At 61.8% G+C, this 19216-nt stretch carries 15 protein-coding genes; 9 read left to right on the forward strand and 6 right to left on the reverse strand.

What is annotated here, in order from left to right; all coding sequences use genetic code 11:
• Positions 1-104 precede the first annotated feature (104 nt).
• Genes INHI_RS0100215 through xdhA form a run of 4 tightly spaced genes read right to left on the reverse strand, consistent with a single transcriptional unit; the run spans position 105 to position 6423 of the window.
• The gene (locus tag INHI_RS0100215; RefSeq protein WP_027246293.1) at positions 105-1622 is read right to left on the reverse strand and encodes an ABC transporter ATP-binding protein; all 1518 of its coding nucleotides are present in this window, start codon (positions 1620-1622) and stop codon (positions 105-107) included.
• Positions 1619-2569 (reverse strand): xanthine dehydrogenase accessory protein XdhC, encoded by a 951-nt coding sequence (xdhC, locus tag INHI_RS0100220; protein WP_027246294.1) that lies wholly within the window; start codon positions 2567-2569, stop codon positions 1619-1621. Before xdhC ends, INHI_RS0100215 begins: the two co-directional genes overlap by 4 nt.
• 3 nt (positions 2570-2572) lie before the next feature.
• Positions 2573-4978 carry a xanthine dehydrogenase molybdopterin binding subunit gene (gene xdhB / locus INHI_RS0100225; protein WP_027246295.1) on the reverse strand — a complete coding sequence of 802 codons (2406 nt, stop codon included), beginning with the start codon at positions 4976-4978 and terminating at the stop codon, positions 2573-2575.
• Positions 4978-6423, reverse strand: a complete 1446-nt coding sequence (gene xdhA / locus INHI_RS0100230) for a xanthine dehydrogenase small subunit (protein ID WP_027246296.1) — start codon at positions 6421-6423, stop codon at positions 4978-4980. Before xdhA ends, xdhB begins: the two co-directional genes overlap by 1 nt.
• 380 nt (positions 6424-6803) lie before the next feature.
• On the opposite strand from xdhA, the gene dnaE reads away from it, so the two are divergent.
• From dnaE to INHI_RS0100250, 3 genes are all read left to right on the forward strand, one after another.
• Entirely contained in the window at positions 6804-10316 is a 3513-nt protein-coding gene (dnaE, locus tag INHI_RS0100235) for a DNA polymerase III subunit alpha (RefSeq protein ID WP_027246297.1), read from the forward strand.
• 98 nt (positions 10317-10414) lie between these two features.
• Entirely contained in the window at positions 10415-11356 is a 942-nt protein-coding gene (locus INHI_RS20110; RefSeq protein WP_036766705.1) for a 5'-nucleotidase, read from the forward strand.
• 24 nt (positions 11357-11380) lie between these two features.
• Positions 11381-11911 carry a GNAT family N-acetyltransferase gene (locus INHI_RS0100250; protein ID WP_027246299.1) on the forward strand — a complete coding sequence of 177 codons (531 nt, stop codon included), beginning with the start codon at positions 11381-11383 and terminating at the stop codon, positions 11909-11911.
• 9 nt (positions 11912-11920) lie between these two features.
• On the opposite strand, the gene INHI_RS0100255 is transcribed toward INHI_RS0100250, so the two are convergent.
• A complete protein-coding gene (locus tag INHI_RS0100255; RefSeq protein WP_027246300.1) occupies positions 11921-13123 on the reverse strand; it encodes an ROK family transcriptional regulator in 1203 nt (400 codons plus the stop codon).
• 168 nt (positions 13124-13291) lie between these two features.
• On the opposite strand from INHI_RS0100255, the gene INHI_RS0100260 reads away from it, so the two are divergent.
• From INHI_RS0100260 to INHI_RS0100285, 6 genes are all read left to right on the forward strand, one after another.
• Complete coding sequence (locus INHI_RS0100260; protein WP_014875702.1) at positions 13292-14308, forward strand: sugar ABC transporter substrate-binding protein; 1017 nt, start codon at positions 13292-13294, stop codon at positions 14306-14308.
• A gap of 191 nt (positions 14309-14499) precedes the next feature.
• The gene (locus INHI_RS0100265) at positions 14500-15561 is read left to right on the forward strand and encodes an ABC transporter permease (protein WP_014875701.1); all 1062 of its coding nucleotides are present in this window, start codon (positions 14500-14502) and stop codon (positions 15559-15561) included.
• Positions 15561-16337 carry an ATP-binding cassette domain-containing protein gene (locus INHI_RS0100270; RefSeq protein WP_014875700.1) on the forward strand — a complete coding sequence of 259 codons (777 nt, stop codon included), beginning with the start codon at positions 15561-15563 and terminating at the stop codon, positions 16335-16337. Before INHI_RS0100265 ends, INHI_RS0100270 begins: the two co-directional genes overlap by 1 nt.
• Positions 16334-16978, forward strand: a complete 645-nt coding sequence (locus INHI_RS0100275; RefSeq protein ID WP_027246301.1) for a nucleoside/nucleotide kinase family protein — start codon at positions 16334-16336, stop codon at positions 16976-16978. The genes INHI_RS0100270 and INHI_RS0100275 overlap by 4 nt, the downstream gene beginning before the upstream one ends.
• Positions 16975-17946 carry a carbohydrate kinase family protein gene (locus INHI_RS0100280; protein WP_027246302.1) on the forward strand — a complete coding sequence of 324 codons (972 nt, stop codon included), beginning with the start codon at positions 16975-16977 and terminating at the stop codon, positions 17944-17946. Before INHI_RS0100275 ends, INHI_RS0100280 begins: the two co-directional genes overlap by 4 nt.
• Before the next feature lie 136 nt (positions 17947-18082).
• Positions 18083-18475: a GFA family protein gene (locus INHI_RS0100285; protein WP_027246303.1), complete on the forward strand. Its 393-nt coding sequence runs from the start codon at positions 18083-18085 to the stop codon at positions 18473-18475.
• A 93-nt stretch (positions 18476-18568) separates the two neighbouring features.
• On the opposite strand, the gene eda is transcribed toward INHI_RS0100285, so the two are convergent.
• Positions 18569-19216: a bifunctional 4-hydroxy-2-oxoglutarate aldolase/2-dehydro-3-deoxy-phosphogluconate aldolase gene (eda, locus tag INHI_RS0100290; protein WP_027246304.1), complete on the reverse strand. Its 648-nt coding sequence runs from the start codon at positions 19214-19216 to the stop codon at positions 18569-18571.

A 19216-nucleotide genomic window follows, 5' to 3' on the forward strand; every position in this document is an offset into this window, starting at 1 on the left:
CCCGGTCGCAGATCTGTGCCCGCGTGCCTGTCATCTTTCCAAAAATACTCCCGCCGGAGGCATCCGCCCCGAGCAGCAGACCGCTTCGGCGGGAGGTCAAAGCGTCACACATGCGCCACTTCCATCCCATGGGCGCCGCCCATCATCAGGCCGATCTCATCGACACTGAGACCCGCAGTGGGGCGCGGCGCGCTCAACCGGCCCTCATTCAGGGCGGCAAAGCTGTCGGCGATCTCCATCAGCTCGTCCAGATCCTGGCTGATGCAAATGATGGCGGTGCCGCCCGCTGCCAGATCCAGCAGGGACTGGCGGATCGAGGCAGCTGCGGCGGCGTCGACGCCCCAGGTCGGTTGGTTCACCACCAATACGTCAGGGCGCTGCAGGACCTCGCGGCCAATGACAAATTTCTGCAGGTTACCGCCTGACAGCGACCGGGCTGCATTCTCGGGGCCCGGTGTGCGCACGTCAAACTCCGTGATCACCCGTTTGGCAAACTCAGCTGCCGCCCCCCATTTCAGGAACCCGCGATTGGACAGGCCTTCGCGGGTGGCGGCGGTCAGCATGGCATTTTCCGTCAGGCTCATATCCGGTGCGGCCGCATGACCCAGACGCTCCTCCGGGGCGGCCAGAATACCCAGTCGGCGGCGCGCCACGGGGCCCAGATTGCCAACCGGTGCCCCATGCAGGGTGACAGCATCTGCCGCAGTTGTGGTTTCACCCGACAGCACCGCCAGCAATTCATCCTGACCGTTCCCGGCCACACCACCGACGCCCAGGATCTCGCCTTTGCGCACGGTCAGATGCACATTTTTCAGCGTGGTGCCAAAGGCCGACGGTGCCGACACCGACAGACCTGTGATATCCAGCGCCACCTCGCCAAGCGCGCGGCCGGAGCGTTCCGGGGTTTGCAGCGCTGTGCCCACCATCAGCTCTGCCATATCGCGGGCCGAGGTCTCAGAGGGCACACATTCACCGACATTCTTGCCCAGCCGCAGAATGGTTGCATGATCACAGAGCGTGCGGATCTCTTCCAGCTTGTGCGAAATATACAGGATCGACGTGCCCTCAGCGCGCAGCTTTTGCAGGGTTTCAAACAAGATCTCCACCTCCTGCGGGGTCAGAACAGAGGTCGGCTCGTCCATGATCAACAGCTTGGGATCCTGCAGCAGGCAGCGGATAATTTCGACCCGTTGCCGTTCGCCGGCAGAGAGGTCGCCCACCGTGCGGTAGGGATCCAGCGGCAGGCCGTAGGTCTCGGACACTTTGCGGATCTGCGTCGCCAGATCGCGCAGCGCAGGTGGGGTTTCCATACCAAGAGCGATGTTTTCGGCCACGTTCAGCGCGTCAAACAGCGAAAAATGCTGAAATACCATGGCAATACCATCAGCGCGGGCCTGGCGCGGCTCGCCGGGGGTATAGGGTTCCCCGCGCAGTAGCATCTTGCCGCTATCAGGCTTCACGAGGCCATAGATCATTTTGACCAGCGTCGATTTCCCAGCGCCGTTCTCGCCGAGCAGGGCGTGAACCTCTCCCGCGCCGATATCAAAGGAGACCGTATCGTTGGCAACAACACCGGGATAGGCCTTTGTCAAACCTTGCAGGCTCAGGAGAGGTTGGGTCACGCGCGTCTGTCCTTCTTCAACTCGTCTGTGGCGCCCAGGCGCAAAAGCTCTGCCGCAACCCCCACCGCAATCATCTGCGGATGCTTGCCAAGAGCGGGATCGCCGATGGGGCAGGTCAGCCGGGCGATCTGCTCGGGCCGGTGGCCAAGATCCGCCAGTCGCGACCGGAACCGCGCCCATTTGGTGGCAGATCCGATCACCCCGGCAAAGGCAAAGCCGCGCAGCAACAAGGCGTGGCATAGCGCCAGATCCAGCGCATGGGAATAGGTAAGCACCAAATGCTGTGCATTTTCAGGGGCATGGGGCACCAATGCCGCAGGCTCCGCGACCGGGACGGCGGTGACTGTTGCGGGGATGTCAGAGGGAAAGCGTTCAGGCCCTGTATCGACCCAGGTGATATCCAGATCCGGCATCGGCGACAGCACATCGACCAAGGCGCGGCCCACATGGCCCGCCCCCCAGATCCACAGCGGAGTTTCGGGGTGATGGACCGGTTCCAGCAGCCAGCCGTCGGCCAGCTGCGGGTCCGGGCGCTGCCCCTGACTGCGGGCCAGGGCCAGTTTGCGGCGCAGGGCAAGCGGCGGCTCGTCTGTGTCTGTCCGGAGCGCCCGCAGGATCACCTCATCGTCGAGGCTGTCGAGGTCTTCAGCGCGGTAAATCTCGCTCCAAAGCGTGACAGAGCCGCCACAGCATTGCCCCAGATCGGGGCCGAGCGCGCGGATGGTCTGCTGTCGCATCCGTCCCGTCGCCAGCTGGGCGCGTGCTGCCTCAGCCGCCTCATGCTCCAGCGCGCCCCCGCCGATGGTGCCGGACTGGCCGTCGTCCCAGACCAGCATGGCGGCGCCCACCTCACGCGGAGAAGAGCCGCGGATGGCGGCAATCACCACCCGCACCACCGGCCCATGGGCACCGATCCTGCGGCGCAGATCCTGAAGATCAAACCCCATCGCTCAGGCCCCCGGCGCGATGCGGCGCACCGCCCGCCAGAGCTCTTCCGCCGTTGCGGGCGCATTGAGGGCTGGATAGCCGCCCCCATAAGCCCCAACCGCGTCGCTGAGCGCGAGCCAGGCCGAGATGCCCAGCATGAAGGGCGGCTCTCCCACCGCTTTGGAGCGATAGATGCTGTCCTCGCGGTTCTCACCATCCCAAAGCGCGACATTGAAGACATCGGGCCGGTCCGAACAGGCGGGGATCTTGTAGGTCGAGGGCGCATGGGTGCGCAGATTGCCGGTCTGATCCCAGACCAGTTCCTCTGTCGTGAGCCAGCCCGCGCCCTGCACATAGGCACCTTCGACCTGGCCGATATCAAGCGCCGGGTTCAGCGAGGCGCCGGCATCATGCAGCACGTCAGCGCGCAGAATGCGGTTTTCGCCGGTCAGGCGATCAACAACAACCTCGGTGATCGCCGCGCCATAGGCAAAGTAGAAAAACGGCCGCCCCTTGCCCTGAATACGGTCCCATTCCAGTTTCGGCGTTTTGTAATATCCGGTGGACGACAGGCTGATGCGGCCGGTGTAGCATTCCATCGCCGCGGCCTCAAAGCTCAGCTCTTCGCTGCCGATGGTGACGCGATCACCCTCAAACCGCACGGCTGCGACCGGCTGCTGATAGCGCTCCGCGAGATAGGCCGCCATACGGTCGCGAATGGTGTCACAGGCGGCCTTCACCGCCATGCCGTTCAGATCGGTCCCGGAGGAGGCTGCCGTAGCCGAGGTATTGGGAACCTTGGCGGTGTCGGTGGCGGTGATCTTCACCTTTTCCAGCGAGATGCCAAAACGGCTGGCGGCCACCTGTGCCACCTTCTGAAACAGCCCTTGCCCCATCTCGGTGCCGCCGTGGTTCAGATGGACTGAGCCATCCTGATAGACATGCACCAGCGCACCGGCCTGATTGAGATGGGTCAGCGTGAAGGAAATGCCGAATTTCACTGGGGAAAACCCAATGCCGCGCTTGAGACGGTCACTACCGGCGTTCCATTTGGCGATTTCCGCCCTGCGCGCGGCATAATCCGATGTGTCCAACAGCTCTGCCGTCAGCTCGTGCAGGACGAAGTCCTCCACCGGCATATGATAGGGGGTGGTCTGCACATCTTTGGCGGGTGCGGTGACATCGGCAGGCTCAGCCGGGGCACCGCGAGAGGCAAGATCGCCTGTCGCATCCGGTGCAGAGGCGGAGCTGTCGTGGGGATCGCCCGAGGGCGCGGTGGGGGATTGCATTGGCGCGTAATAGTTGCGCTGGCGCAGCTCGACCGGGTCCAGCCCCAGCACATGGGCCGCGTGATCCATCAGCCGTTCGATGCCCACCATGCCCTGCGGGCCGCCAAACCCACGATAAGCGGTGGCACTCTGGCGGTTGGTTTTCAGCCGGTGGCTTTCGATGCGGATCGCGGGGATCGCATAGGCGTTGTCGCTGTGCAGCATGGCGCGGTCGGCCACCGGCAGTGACAGATCCTGCGCCCAGCCACAATCCACCAGATGGGTGAACTCAACCCCCTGAATGCGCCCTTCGGCGTCAAAGCCCGCGCGATAGGAAATGCGGAAGGCGTGACGCTTGCCTGTGATGGTCATGTCGTCGTCGCGGTCATAGCGCATCTTGCAGGTCCGGCCGGTTGCGCGCGCAGCGATGGCGCAGGCGACGGCCAGCGCGTTGCCCTGGCTTTCCTTGCCACCAAAGCCACCGCCCATGCGCCGGGTCTCGACCCGGACGGCGTGCATCGGCAGGCCAATGGCCTCTGCCACCTTGTGCTGGATTTCGGTCGGGTGCTGGGTCGAGGAGTTGACCAGCATGCCGCCATCTTCCTGCGGCTGCGCGAGGGCCGCCTGACCTTCGAGGTAGAAATGCTCCTGCCCGCCGAGATCAAAGGTGTCTTCAACCACATGGGCGGCAGACGTGATGGCGCTGCCTGCGTCACCTTTGGTGTAGATGCGCGGACCGTCTTCAAACCGGCTGTTGGCGGCCAGCGCATCCTCCAGCGTCAGGAGGGCCGGGCGTTCGGCGTAGCTGATCTTAGCTTTGCGCGCGGCCACCCGCGCGGCACGATGGGAGGTTGCCACCACCAGAAACACCGGTTGGCCGATGTAGTGGACAGACCCCTTGGCCAAGAGCGGCTCGTCATGGGCAGACGGTGAGACGTCATTGTCAAAGGGCAGATCTTCCGCCGTCAACACCGCAACCACGCCATCGCTCTGACGGACGGCATCCAGCTCCAGTGCGGTGATGTCCGCGTGGGCCACGGTCGAGAGGCCAAAGGCCAGATGCAGCATGTCGCGCGGGGTCGGGATATCATCGACATAGCGCGCCTGACCGGTCACATGCAGACGTGCCGCATCATGGGGGAGGGGTTTTGCAACAGCCATCACTTCACCTCCAGCACATGAGTGGGCGCGCTTATCTGGCCCAGATCGTCAAAATAGCGTGCGAGCATATTGGCGGCAGCCTCCAGCCGGTAGTCGGCAGAGGCGCGCATATCGCTCATCGGGGTGAAGTCGCGGGCAAATTCGCCCCGCGCGGTGGCGAGTGTTGCTGCCGACAGGTCTTGGCCAATCAGGGCGGCCTCCACATGGCTGGCGCGTTTGGGCACGCCCGCCATGCCGCCAAAGGCGATGCGCGCGGCGGTGATCCGGCCGTCGTCGACCGTCAGGTTGAAGGCGCCCAGAACGGCGGAGATATCCTGATCGAACCGTTTGGAGAGCTTGTAGACGCGCAGGGCATCGGCCTGTTCGGCAGGCAGCGCGGGCAGGGTGATGGCCTCAACAAATTCGCCGGGCTGGCGGTCCTGCTTGCCATAGTCGAGGAAGAACTCCTCCAACGGCAGGCTGCGGCGGCTGTCGCCGTGGCGGAGGTGCAGCATGGCCCCCAGCGCGATCAGCGCAGGCGGATTGTCCCCGATGGGAGAGCCATTGGCGATATTGCCGCCAATGGTGGCGGCGGCGCGCACCTGCTGGCTGGCAAAGCGGCGCAGCATTTCGCCATAAGACGGATGGCGCGCGGCGAGGGCGCTGCGCAGGCGGTTCATATCCACCATCGCGCCGATGCGCAGGCTGCCGTCGGGCTGTTCAGCGATCTCTTTCAGGTCTTCGCAGCCATCCAGAAAAATCACATCCCGCAGATCGCGCAGCTGTTTGGTCACCCAGAGGCCCACATCCGTGGCGCCGGCAATCAGCGTCGCGTCCGGGCGGGCAGCATAGGCGGCTGCCAGTTGGTCGGCGGAGGTGGGGCGCAGAGACGCAGGGGGCTCAGCGCTGTTTTGATTAGGGGGCTCTGCCCCCCGGCCTGCGGCCTCCCCCCGGAGTATTTCGGGAAAGGTGACAGAGTTCTCCGCGCGGATCCAGTCGGGCACTGGAGCCTCAGCAGCGGCTTCGGCGGCGCGGATGATCGGCGCATAGCCGGTGCAGCGGCAGAGGTTGCCTGCAAGCTGGTCGTCGTGATCCTGCGCACCATTCTTATGAGCGGTGACCATCGACATGATGAACCCCGGAGTGCAGAAGCCGCATTGGCTGCCGTGATGGGTGATCATCGCCTCTTGTACCGGGTGCAGCTGGCCATCGGGACCTGCGGCACCTTCGACGGTGCGAATGGATTTGCCATGCAACTGGGGCAGGAACAGGATGCAGGCATTGAGCGGCTTGGCGCCATGGTCATCGGTGACCATCACCGTGCAGGCGCCACAGTCGCCCTCATTACAGCCTTCCTTGGTGCCGGTGAGACCGCGGTCTTCGCGGAGCCAGTCCAGCAATGTCGCCGTCGGAGAGACCTCCGTCAGCGCGACCTCTTCACCGTTCAGCCGAAAGGTGATTGTCATGTCAGAAACCCGTCGCGTTACTTTGGTTTTCCCTTGGTGCCATCCCTTCGATGCGACGTAGAAGACATGGCGGGCCTTGGTTGCTCTGTTGCCGATAGCCTAGAAAGCAGGCTGTTGTTCTGGCAAGGAAAAGTGACTCTGCCATGGAGCGGGTCGGCGGCGCAAGATCCTTGCGGTGTGCCGGTGTATGCTGTTCTTTTTGAAGGGTTTAATGCCGAATTGCCGCAGGTTTCGGGCGGATCTTGATAAGACTTTCAAAGAAAGCGGAATAATGAGCGGTTAATTTTTTGGCATTTGGAAAAACCTTCCGTGTGCCGGAAGTTGATCGCCGGGGGCCGGAAGCGCTTTAACCTTGGCGGTGCTGGCGGTAGCTTGGCGACATGACAAACGCTCCCCGATTCATTCATCTGCGCACCCATACCGAATATTCGCTGCTGGAAGGCGCGCTGCGGCTGAAGAAGCTGCCGGATCTCTGCAAAAAACACGAGATGCCCGCGATTGCGGTGACCGACAGCAACAACCTGTTTGCCGCACTGGAGTTTTCCGTTGCGGCCAGCGGGGCCGGGGTGCAGCCGATCATGGGCTGTCAGGTGGATCTGCGGTTTACCGAACCAACCCCCGGTGAGCGGCCAAAACCCCCGGCGCCGCTGGTGCTGCTGGCGCAGAGCGAGACCGGTTATGAGCATCTGATGAAGCTGAATTCCTGTCTCTACATGCGGGAAGGCAGTGAGCTGGCGCATGTGACGCTGGAGGAGCTGGGGGCCCATTCTGAGGATGTGATTTGCCTGAGTGGCGGGCCGGATGGGCCGGTGGGGCGGCTCTTGCAGATGGGGCAGCGTCCGGCGGCAGAGGCGTTGATGCAGCGACTGAAGGCGATGTTCCCGGATCGTTTGTATGTGGAGTTGCAGCGCCATCCTGGTGAGCATGGTCAGCCCGACGCGGAGCAGGCGACCGAGCGCGGCCATGTGGAAATGGCCTATGCGATGGACCTGCCGCTGGTCGCCACCAATGACGTCTATTTCCCGAATACAGAAATGTATGAGGCCCATGATGCGATGATCTGCATCGCCGAAGGGGCCTATGTCGATCAGGCCGAACCACGGCGGCGTCTGACCGCGCAGCATTACTTCAAGAGCCAGGAAGAGATGGTCGCGCTGTTTGCCGACCTGCCCGAAGCGATTGAGAATACGGTGGAGATCGCCAGGCGCTGTGCGTTCATGGCGTACCGCCGCGATCCTATCCTGCCGAAGTTTGCCGATGATGAGGTCGCCGAGTTGCGCCGTATCGCCAATGAGGGTCTGCAACAGCGTCTGGCGGTGATCCCCCATGCGGCGAGCGTCGAGGACTATCAGGAGCGGCTCGACTTCGAGTTGGGCATTATCGAGGGGATGGGGTTCCCCGGCTATTTCCTGATCGTTGCCGATTTCATCCAATGGGCCAAGGATCATGACATTCCGGTGGGGCCAGGGCGGGGCTCCGGCGCGGGTTCCTTGGTAGCCTATGCGTTGACGATTACCGACCTTGATCCGCTGCGCTATTCACTGCTGTTTGAACGCTTCCTCAACCCGGAACGGGTGTCGATGCCCGACTTTGACATCGACTTCTGCATGGACCGCCGGGAAGAGGTGATCAAATACGTGCAGGAGAAATATGGCCGCGACAAGGTGGGGCAGATCATCACCTTTGGCGCGCTGCTGTCGAAGGCGGCGGTGCGCGACATGGGGCGGGTCTTGCAGATGCCCTATGGTCAGGTGGACCGGCTGTCCAAGCTGATCCCGGTCGAGGGCGTAAAACCGATGTCCATCGTGGACAGTCTGCGTGAAGAGCCGCGGCTGCGTGAGGAGGCGGAGAACGAAGAGGTTGTCGACCGGCTGCTGAAATACGGCATGCAGGTTGAGGGGCTGTTGCGATCAGCGGGTACCCACGCGGCGGGTGTGGTGATTGGCGATCGGCCGCTGGATGCGCTGGTGCCGCTTTACCGCGATCCGCGTTCGGACATGCCCGCCACCCAGTTCAACATGAAATGGGTGGAGCAGGCGGGGCTGGTGAAGTTCGACTTCCTCGGCCTGAAGACACTGACCGTGATCCAGAACGCGATGGATCTGATTTTCCAGTCGGGCCGCGATCTGCATGTGGCCGCCGATGGCACCCAGCTTTATGATCCGCCGGAGGGGGCAGCGAACCAGATCAACGCCATTCCGCTGGACGACACGGTCACCTATGACCTCTACTCAAGGGCCAAGACGGTGGCGGTGTTCCAGGTGGAATCCACCGGCATGATGGACGCGCTAAAGCGCATGAAACCCACCTGTATCGAGGACATCGTGGCGCTGGTGGCGCTGTATCGTCCTGGCCCGATGGAGAACATCCCGGTTTATTGCGAGGTGAAGAACGGCCTGCGAAAGATCCAGTCGGTGCATCCGCTGATCGACCATATCCTTGAGGAAACACAGGGCATTATCGTCTATCAGGAACAGGTGATGCAGATTGCCCAGGTGATGGCGAACTACACGCTGGGCGGCGCCGACCTGCTGCGCCGCGCCATGGGTAAGAAGATCAAAGAGGCGATGGACGCCGAACGCCCGAAGTTTGAGAAAGGCGCGGCGGAAAACGGCGTGCCGGCCAAGAAGGCGTCGGAGGTGTTCGACCTTTTGGAGAAATTCGCCAACTACGGCTTCAACAAATCCCACGCGGCGGCCTATGCGGTGGTCAGCTACCAGACCGGCTGGCTGAAGGCGAACCACCCGGTGGAGTTCATGGCGGGCGTCATGAACTGCGATATCCATCTGACGGATAAGCTGGCGATTTACTTCGAAGAGGTCAAAAAAGGTCTGCGCCTGCCCTATGTGCCGCCCTGCGTGAACCGCTCGGAGGCGACCTTCAACGTGGTCAAGGGGGAGCTGGTCTATGCGCTGGGCGCGCTGAAAAACGTCGGCGTCGAGGCAATGCGCCTTGTGACGGCGGCGCGGCGTGAGAGCGGTGAAGACAAACCCTTTGCCACGCTGTTTGATTTTGCCCGCCGGGTGGATCTGAAAAAGGTCGGCAAACGCCCGCTGGAAATGCTGGCGCGGGCCGGGGGCTTTGACCAGCTGGACCCCAACCGCCGCCGGGTGTTCGACAGCCTTGGTGCATTGGTCGATTATTCGTCCGCGGTGCATGATCAGCGCAATTCCAGTCAGGTGTCGCTGTTTGGTGAGGCGGGGGAGGACCTGCCAGAGCCGCGTCTGCCCGGCACCCCGGACTGGCTGCCTGCTGAGCGGCTGTCGGAGGAGTTCAAGGCGATTGGGTTCTACCTCTCGGGTCATCCGCTGGACGACTATATGCCTGCGCTGAAACGCAAGGATGTGATGACGCTGGACGAGGTCACGGCCAAAGCAGAGCGCGGCCCGTTCATGGCCAAGATGGCCGGTGTTGTCGCCGGTCGGCAGGAACGAAAATCGGCGCGTGGCAATCGCTTTGCCTTTGCCCAGCTGTCGGACACCAGCGGCGGCTATGAGGTCACGCTGTTTTCCGAAGTGCTGGAGAAATCACGCGAATTTCTGGAAACCGGCGCCAAGGTGGTGATCACCGCAGAGGCCACGATGGAGAGCGATCAGCTGAAACTCTTGGTGCGCTCTGTCGGGCCGGTGGATGCGGCGATTGCCGATGCCGGACGCAGTTCGCTGCGGGTCTATATCTCGCAGGCGAGTGCGGTGGCGACGGTGGCACAGGTGCTGGAGGATGCCAAATCCGCCGCCCGCAACGCCGCGCGCGGGGAGGTTTATATGTACCTGCAGGATCCCGGCCTGCCCGGTGATGTTGAGATGGATCTGGGCCAGCCCTTCCCCATCAACCCCCAGATCAAAGGCGCGCTGAAGTCACTGGACGGGGTGATGGATGTGGAGGAGATTTGAGAGGGCATAAATTTCTATTTAGAGAGTTTTTTGTTGCTATAACTCCTTTGAGGTTTATTTTTGTGAGTTAAAATTAATGTTGAAGCAAAGAGGTAGCATTGGATATTCGAGATCAACTTAGGAAAAAACCTCTACGAATAGGGATATCGACCCGCGCTCTTTTCGACCTTGAGGCAGAGCACAGTGTTTTTGTACGAGATGGCGTCGAAGCTTATGCAAAGTTGCAGAGAGATCAGGAAAAAACTGTAATCAGAAAAGGGTCTGGATTCAAAGTTGTTGAGAAGCTGCTTGGCATGAACGATGCAGAAGGTGAACCTTACGTCGAAGTTATATTACTTTCAAAAAACTCACCTGATTTGTCGCTAAGAGCGTTCAATTCAATCAAGGAATATGGGTTGAACATTAAACATGGAAGCTTCACGAGCGGTCGTACACTTGCCCCCTTTATTCCGTCTTGGGGCATAGATTTGTTTCTATCGAATGACACAGCCGATGTTCAAGCTGCTGTGACATCCGGAACTGCTGCAGCACGATTAGTAAACCCTCCAGAAGTTGATTTGGGGACTTACTATGATGATGAGGTCCGCATCGCTTTTGACGGTGATGCGGTAGTTTTTAGCCCTGAATCTGACCAGATATATAAAGAAAAAGGGCTTGGTGCATTCTTTGAACACGAGAAAAAGAATGCTGAGAAGCCCATGGCCGTTGGCCCCTTTGGGAATTTTCTGAAAAAGCTCTCTAAACTCCGAGAAATTCACATGACTGGAGGTGGAGCAAGTAAAGTGCGTATTGGCATCGTGACAGCCCGGAACGCCCCAGCTCATGAACGTGTCGTGTATACACTAAGAGCTTGGGGAACACCTGCAGACGAAGCACATTTCGTTGGTACGAATAGCAAAGCGCCTATCCTGCAAGCAATGGACGCTCATATATTCTTTGATGATCAGGAAAAGCACGTGCTGGGCGCCTCTTCAGTTGTTCCAGCAGGTCATGTGCCAGGGCCTCACAACCCTGATGAACTGATCATTCCTGCGGAATGACCCCCTTACGAAGGGCCCATTGCTGTGACCGACCACCGGGACCTTACTCTGCGGGTTGCTGATATGGCGGATGCGTCGAGCCTGGCGGCGCTGTCGCTAGAGGTCTGGATCGGCACCTATCTGCGCGAGGGGGTGAGCGGGTTCTTTGCCGATTATGCGCTGGCGGAGCTGACGGCGGCGCGGTTTGCCGAGACGCTTGCTGATCCGCAGGAGCATGTCATCGTCTCGCAGAACCGGGTTGGCATTGATGGCTATATCCGCATCAGTCGCGGGCGTCCGGGGCCGACACCGGGCTGTTCGGACGTGGAGATCACGACGCTCTATGTGCAGCCGCGCCACCATGGGCGGGGCATTGGGACTGCCTTGCTGCGCGCGGCGTTGGCCCATTGTGCGGAGGAGGGCGCGGCGCGGGTCTGGCTGGCCAGCAATGCCGAAAATACTCCAGCCAAAGCGTTCTACCTGTCGCAGGGGTTTGACCGTGTTGGTGAAACGCAGTTCGTGATCGACGATCAGTCTTACCTCAACGATGTCTTTGCGCGCGACTGTCTGGGGTGAGCCACCCCATTAGAGGGCGGCGTTGAAGACGGAGTTGGTGTCGAGTAGATATTGCGAGATGATCGGACCGCTGGCAGCGCCGATGGCGCGGGCGTTGGGGCCGATGGCGCCGCATTCAATGCGGGGCGGGATCAGGCCACGGGCGTCGAGAGTGGACAAGGCTGTGCGGGTGCGCTCGACCAGAGCTGCGCGAATGCTGTCGGGCAGGGCGCCGTCGATCAGCACCGCTTCGAAATCGATCACTGCGCAGGTGGCGAGGCTGGCGCGGGCGATGGCGTCTGCGGCCTGATCCAGCCAGGGGGTGACCTCGGCGTCAAATCCGGACCAGTGCATCGGCAGCTGCCAGAGCTGGCCGGGATCTTTGCCCGCGTCCCGCAGGCGCTGTTCGAGGAGGTGGATGGAGGCAAGATCGAGGAGCTTTGCCTCCCGTCCGTCGGGGCCGAGCATCGACAGGGAGCCGAGCGCGCCGGCGTTGCCCTGATTGCCCTCCAGCACCCGGTGGTTCAGCACCACGCCGCCGCCGATAAAGGCCCCGACAAAGAAATAGGCGTAGTCGCGGTAGGCCTTGCCGCGCCCATACATATGTTCGGCGCGGCAGGCGGCGGTGGCGTCATTGACCACATGTACGGGCAGGGCGCTGAAACGTGCAATTTCAGATGTGAAATCAACCGTCTGCCAATCCGCAAGTGCCTCTGCCGGGGCGTTGATCTGGGCGTGCCAGGTCCAAAGCTGGAACGGGGCGGCCACGCCAATGCCGCAGATGCGCGGATGCAGATCTGCGGGCAATGCGGCCTCGATCTGGCGCATGCTGTCGCGCAGGAAATCAAAGACCACCGCAGGCGTGGGGTAGGGGTAGCGCAATCGCAGCTGCTGGCGCACCGCACCGCAGACATCCATCAAGAGCACCTCAACGCTGCGGCGACCGATCTTCAGCCCGTAGGAAAACAGGCCGTCGGGGTTGAGCCCCATGGGCACCGAGGGTTTGCCAACCCGGCCACGCTGGGTCTCTCCGCGTTGCAGCAGCCCGTCGGTCTCCAACTTGCGCAGGATGACGGAGACGGTTTGTGGCGACAGGCCGGTGCCGCGGGCCAGCGCGCTGCCGGGCATCGCCCCGTTGCGTTGAAGGAGGGACAGGATCAGCCGTTCATTGAACACGCGGACGCCGGTCTGATTGACGCCGCCGCTCAGGGATCTGGCTTGCTCTTGTTCCATGCGGCGGACCCTAATCACGCTTCGAGGTCTAAGGAAAGTGCGGATATCGATTTAATAAGTCAAGTTGATTTACTTATTGACAGGAAGGCCAGAATCACGGCCCTCTATGGGCGACATGGCGGCCCGACCGTCTTGTTTATTTTCATTGTGATGCTGAGGGAGGACATCATGAAGAAGCTACTATTGGGTACCGCCATTGGATTTGCGGCCATGACCGGCAGCGCCTTTGCGGCCGAGGGCGTGACCGCCTGTTTGATTACCAAGACCGACACCAATCCGTTTTTCGTCAAGATGAAAGAGGGCGCCGAGGCCAAGGCGGCAGAGCTGGGCATGACGCTCAAAAGCTTTGCCGGGAAGGTGGATGGCGACCATGAAACCCAGGTTGCGGCGATTGAGACCTGCATTGCGGATGGTGCAAAGGGCATCCTGCTGACCGCCTCTGATACCTCGTCGATTGTACCGGCAGTGCAGCAGGCGCGCGACGCTGGTCTGGTGGTGATTGCGCTGGATACGCCGCTGGAGCCGATTGATTCCGCCGATGCCACATTTGCTACCGACAATTTTCTGGCTGGTGAGCTGATTGGCAAATGGGCGGCGGCGAGCCTGGGTGATGAGGCGGCGAATGCCAAGATCGCGATGCTGGATCTGGCTGTCAGTCAGCCCACCGTGGGCGTGCTGCGCGATCAGGGCTTCCTGCAGGGGTTTGGCATTGATCTGGGCGATCCCAACAAATGGGGCGACGAGACGGATCCGCGCATTGTCGGCAATGATATCACCGCCGGCAATGAAGAGGGCGGTCGCCGCGCGATGGAGAACCTGCTGGCCAAGGATCCTATGATCAATGTGGTCTACACCATCAACGAGCCGGCGGCTGCAGGTGCCTATGAGGCGCTGAAGTCGATTGGCCGCGAAAATGATGTGCTGATTGTATCCGTGGACGGTGGGTGCCCCGGCGTGCAGAACATCAAGGACGGTGTGATCGGGGCCACGTCGCAGCAGTATCCGCTGTTGATGGCCTCCAAGGGGATCGAGGCGATCAGCGCCTGGGCCACCACTGGAGAGAAACCCGCACCGACACCGGGCAAGGCGTTCTTTGACACCGGTGTGGCCCTGGTGACCGATCAGCCCGCAGAAGGTGTTGACAGCATCGACACTGCCGAAGGGACCAATCTCTGCTGGGGTTGATCCCATCAGACCCCCTTATAGAGGCAGGCCGAACAGAGCTTGAGCGGCGTCAGTAGACGCTGACCATCAAGGCGAGCCATGGGGGCGGTGGAAACATCGCCCCCTCTGCGCCGCTGCGGATCTGTTTTGCTGCTGCGTTCTGGTCGTGGGTGCCTGTGCCCCACAGGACGCCGGATTTTACGGAGAGAGTTATGACCACGCCCCAAAGCTATGAAGCGGCGGCCAGCGGCAGCCCCGAGGCCGTTGCGGATTTCGACCAGGGAGAGACCTCCTTTATCAGTCGCTTTCAACATATGCTGCATGTGACCCCGTCGCTGGTGCCGCTGATCGTGCTGGTGCTGTCGGTGATCGTGTTTGGGCTGCTGCTGGGCAGCAAGTTTTTTTCCCCCTTTGCGCTGACGCTGATCCTGCAACAGGTGGGCATTGTCGGCATTGTGGCCTGCGCGCAGTCGTTGGTTATCCTGACCGCAGGCATCGACCTGTCGGTAGGGGCTATCATGGTGCTCAGCTCGGTGGTGATGGGGCAATTCACCTTTCGCTATGGGTTGCCACCCGAGGTGGCGGTGGCCTGTGGGTTGATCTGCGGCACCATCTGCGGCTTTATCAATGGCTGGCTGGTGGCGCGGATGAAACTGCCGCCCTTTATCGTGACGCTGGGCATGTGGCAGATCGTGCTGGCGAGCAACTTCTTGTATTCGGCCAATGAAACCATCCGCAGCCAGACCATCGCTGCCGAGGCGCCGCTGCTGCAGCTGTTTGGCGAGAAAATCAAGATTGGCGGCGCGGTCTTCACCTACGGCGTGATCTTCATGGTCATACTGGTGGTTCTGCTGGCCTATGTGCTGCGCCACACAGCCTGGGGGCGCCATGTCTATGCGGTCGGCGACGATCCGGAGGCGGCAGAGCTGTCGGGGGTGAAGGTCACGCGGGTGCTGATCTCGGTCTATATGCTGTCGGGGCTGATCTGTGCCTTTGCCGGCTGGGCGATGATCGGGCGCATCGGGTCAGTCTCGCCCACCTCAGGACAGCTCGCCAATATTGAGAGCATCACGGCGGTGGTGATTGGCGGGATTTCACTGTTTGGCGGGCGCGGGTCGATCCTGGGCACATTTTTTGGCGCGCTGATCGTTGGGGTCTTTACCCTTGGCCTGCGCCTTCTGGGGGCGGATGCACAGTGGACCTACCTGCTGATTGGCCTGCTTATCATTGCGGCGGTGGCCGTGGATCAATGGATCAGAAAGGTGTCTGTCTGATGGAACCTATTTTGAAAGCTCGCGGTCTGGTGAAGCGCTACGGACGTGTGACCGCGCTGGATCATTGCGATTTTGATCTGATGCCGGGAGAGATCCTGGCGGTGATCGGCGACAATGGGGCGGGGAAATCCTCGCTGATCAAGGCGGTGTCCGGCGCGGTGGTTCCAGATGCCGGAGAGGTCTGGCTGGAGGGGCGTCGTGTACAGTTTCACACGCCGATTGATGCGCGCAAAGAGGGGATCGAGACGGTTTATCAGACGCTTGCGATGTCACCTGCGCTGTCAATTGCTGACAATATGTTCATGGGGCGCGAGCTGCGTAAACCCGGCTGGCGGGGGTCCGTGCTGCGGCAGCTGGATCGCGCACGCATGGAGCAGATCGCCCGTGACAAGCTGAACGAGCTGGGCTTGGCGACAATCCAGAACATCAATCAGGCGGTGGAAACCCTGTCGGGTGGTCAGCGTCAGGGCGTGGCTGTGGCGCGGGCGGCGGCCTTTGGCTCCAAGGTAATCATTCTGGACGAGCCGACGGCGGCGCTGGGCGTCAAGGAGAGCCGTCGGGTGCTGGAGCTGATTCAGGATGTGAAATCGCGCGGTATTCCGATCATCCTGATCAGTCACAATATGCCCCATGTGTTTGAGGTCGCGGATCGCATCCATGTGCATCGGCTGGGCAAGCGGCTGTGTGTGATTGATCCCAAACAGCACAGCATGTCGGATGCCGTCGGCTATATGACCGGCGCGCAGGTACCCTCCGAGGATCTGACCGCAGCATGACACGAGAGGTGACATCACTGGCGGATCTGGTGGCGCAGGTGCAGGCGTTGCCGGTGGCCGAGGGGCGCGCGCGGCGTCTGGTGGCGCTTGCAGGCGCGCCGGGCAGTGGCAAATCCACCCTGGCAGAGCTGCTGGTGCAGGGGCTCTGTGCCAATGGCACAGGGGCTGCGGTGGTGCCGATGGACGGCTTCCATCTGGACAATCGGTTGCTGTCGGAGATGGACCTGCGTGATAGGAAAGGCGCGCCGGAGAGCTTTGATCAGGCCGGGTTTCAGCGGTTGATTGCGGCCATGGCGGTAGAAGAAGAGGTGATCTACCCCGAATTCGACCGCGCGCGGGACATTGCCATCGCGGGTGCGGCGCGGGTCGATGCTGGTGTTGAGGTCGCCGTGGTTGAGGGCAATTATCTGATGTTTGACGCGCCGGGATGGCGCGATCTGGCGGCGCTTTGGGATCTGTCGGTGCGGATCCATGTCCCGCGCGACCTATTGCGGAAGCGACTTGTGGCGCGCTGGCAGGTCTATGGTTTGAGCGATGCCGAGGCAGAGGCACGGGCGGAGGGCAATGACATGGCCAACGCGGATCGTGTGGCCGCTGCGGCCCTGCCTGCGGATGTGATCTGGAAAGGTGAGACAGAATGATCCTGTGTTGTGGAGAGGCGCTGATCGACATGATCCCGGCGCCGGTTGCCGGGGCTGTGCCGGTGGTGGATGGCGCGGATGCGCAGACCGGGTTTGTGCCCCATTGCGGCGGCGCGGTGTTCAATACGGCGATCGCGCTGGGGCGTCTGGGGCAGACGACCGGGCTGTTCACCGGCCTGTCGCGCGACCTGTTTGGCCAGCAGCTGGCGGCGGCGCTGGTGGCGTCGCATGTGGATCACGGGTTTGCAGAACGATCTGATCAGCCCTCCACGCTGGCCTTTGTGCATCTGCGCGACGGTCATGCGGAGTATCATTTCTTTGACGAGAATTCCGCCGGGGCCAGCCTGCGTCCTGACCGGTTGCCAGAGTTGTCCGAGGATGTGGACACGTTGTTTTTTGGCGGAATCTCTCTGTGTAATGGGGCTGCGGCAGAGACCTATGCAGCGCTGGCGGCGCGCGAACGGGGGCGCCGGATCATTATGATCGATCCTAATGTGCGCGCCGGGTTTGCCAAGGAAGAGGCGGCCTATCGCAGCCGCTTGGCGGCGATGGTGGCGGGGGCTGGTATTGTCAAAGTCTCGGATGAGGATCTGCACTGGATCTATCCCGGCGATGCACCGATTGAGGAGAAGATCCGCCAGATCCTGGCCGGGGAGGCCGGGATGGGGCCTGGGCTGGTGATCCTGACGCTGGGCAGCAAGGGCGCGAAAGGGTTCCTGCGGTCCGGCCCCACGGTCGAGGTGCCCGCACAGGTGGCGGTGGTCGCGGATACTGTCGGGGCTGGTGATACGTTCAATGCAGGGTTTATGGCCGCCGCGACCGAGGCCGGCGTGCTGGCGGATGCGGCCAGCGGTGAGATGGATCCCGAGCAGCTGCGCGTCTGTCTGGGCTACGGCGCACGGGCCGCCGCCGTCACCGTTTCCCGCCCGGGTGCCAATCCGCCCTGGCGTGACGAGCTGGCGGGCTAGGGCCCGGTCCAACATTTGATCTCCTAAAAGGCGCCACCCGGTTACAACTGCCGGTGTGGCGCTTTGCGTTGGGGATTGTCGGATATTATATGTTCATGTAATGTTCTCGTGGATTATCTAGTGGAGGGTTGTTGAGATGATTGAGGGGAGCTGTTGCTGTGGAACGGTCAAATTCCGACTGAGGGCGGAACCATCCATGATGGGGACCTGCCATTGTTCGCGTTGCCGAAAGGCAGGGGCGAGTACCATCGTTTTTGTCAAGCGGGAGGATCTGAGCTGGGTTGAGGGCAAAGATCAGGTGGCCCTGTACCAGCCAGCCCCGCCTTACAAATACGGCAGATGTTTCTGCAGGGTCTGCGGCAGTTCGCTTGGGGAAATCCTGTCAGACGAGGACAGTTTCCCGATTGCCGCAAATGCGCTGGATAGCGAGATTGCAACGAGAAACCGGTTTCATGAATTCGTGTCGGAAAAGCCCGGTTGGTACGAGATTTGCGACGATGCGCCAAAATCCAGCGGCCATCCGGCCTGATCGATCTGGTTCGAGACCCATAGGGGCATGACTGCCCCGTAGCGCCGTATTGCACGGGGCTGCGGGGGAAGGGGGGCCATCAGGTCTGCGCGGTCAGCGTGCCAGTTGGCTTGCGGCGCGGGCGAGGTCGCGGATGGCGTCCCAATCGCCTGCCTCAACCAGTTTGGTCGGGGCGACCCAGCTGCCACCGGCGCAGACCACGTTGGGCAGTGACAGGTAGCTGTCTGCATTGTCCGGGCTGACGCCGCCGGTCGGGCAGAAGCTGATCTGCGGCAGGGGGGCGCCGATGGCCTTGAGTGCGGGGGCGCCGCCGGAGGCCTCAGCCGGGAAGAATTTCAGCATGTCATAGCCGCGATCCAGAAGGCGCATCGCCTCGGAGGCGGTGGCGGCACCGGGCAGCATTGGAAGACCGGCGGCCTCAGCCGCGTCCAGCAGCGTGTTGGTGGCGCCGGGGGAGACGCCGAATTGCGCACCGGCCGCGACGGCGCGGGTGACATCCTCCGGCGTGATCAGCGTACCAGCGCCAACAACGCCGCCTTTGACCTTGGCCATTTCGGCAATCACATCCAGCGCGGCGGGGGTGCGCAGGGTGACCTCCAGCGCGGGCAGGCCACCGGCGACCAGGGCTTCGGCCAGCGGGCGGGCATGGGCAACGTCATGGACAACCAGCACCGGCACGATCGGGGCCAATTGGCAGATATCGCGCGCACGGGTGCTGGCGTCTTGTGGGGTGATGGCCAT

This window comes from Phaeobacter inhibens DSM 16374 (assembly GCF_000473105.1).
Classification (GTDB): Bacteria; Pseudomonadota; Alphaproteobacteria; order Rhodobacterales; family Rhodobacteraceae; genus Phaeobacter; species Phaeobacter inhibens.

Bases quoted from the DNA above. Each gene is read 5' to 3' on its own strand.
- xdhC (WP_027246294.1), bottom strand. From the start codon at position 2,569: ATGGGGTTTGATCTTCAGGATCTGCGCCGCAGGATCGGTGCCCATGGG.
- xdhB (WP_027246295.1), bottom strand. From the start codon at position 4,978: ATGGCTGTTGCAAAACCCCTCCCCCATGATGCGGCACGTCTGCATGTG.
- xdhA (WP_027246296.1), bottom strand. From the start codon at position 6,423: ATGACAATCACCTTTCGGCTGAACGGTGAAGAGGTCGCGCTGACGGAG.
- dnaE (WP_027246297.1), top strand. From the start codon at position 6,804: ATGACAAACGCTCCCCGATTCATTCATCTGCGCACCCATACCGAATAT.
- INHI_RS0100255 (WP_027246300.1), bottom strand. From the start codon at position 13,123: ATGGAACAAGAGCAAGCCAGATCCCTGAGCGGCGGCGTCAATCAGACC.
- INHI_RS0100260 (WP_014875702.1), top strand. From the start codon at position 13,292: ATGAAGAAGCTACTATTGGGTACCGCCATTGGATTTGCGGCCATGACC.
- INHI_RS0100265 (WP_014875701.1), top strand. From the start codon at position 14,500: ATGACCACGCCCCAAAGCTATGAAGCGGCGGCCAGCGGCAGCCCCGAG.
- INHI_RS0100270 (WP_014875700.1), top strand. From the start codon at position 15,561: ATGGAACCTATTTTGAAAGCTCGCGGTCTGGTGAAGCGCTACGGACGT.
- INHI_RS0100275 (WP_027246301.1), top strand. From the start codon at position 16,334: ATGACACGAGAGGTGACATCACTGGCGGATCTGGTGGCGCAGGTGCAG.
- INHI_RS0100280 (WP_027246302.1), top strand. From the start codon at position 16,975: ATGATCCTGTGTTGTGGAGAGGCGCTGATCGACATGATCCCGGCGCCG.
- INHI_RS0100285 (WP_027246303.1), top strand. From the start codon at position 18,083: ATGATTGAGGGGAGCTGTTGCTGTGGAACGGTCAAATTCCGACTGAGG.
- eda (WP_027246304.1), bottom strand. From the start codon at position 19,216: ATGGCCATCACCCCACAAGACGCCAGCACCCGTGCGCGCGATATCTGC.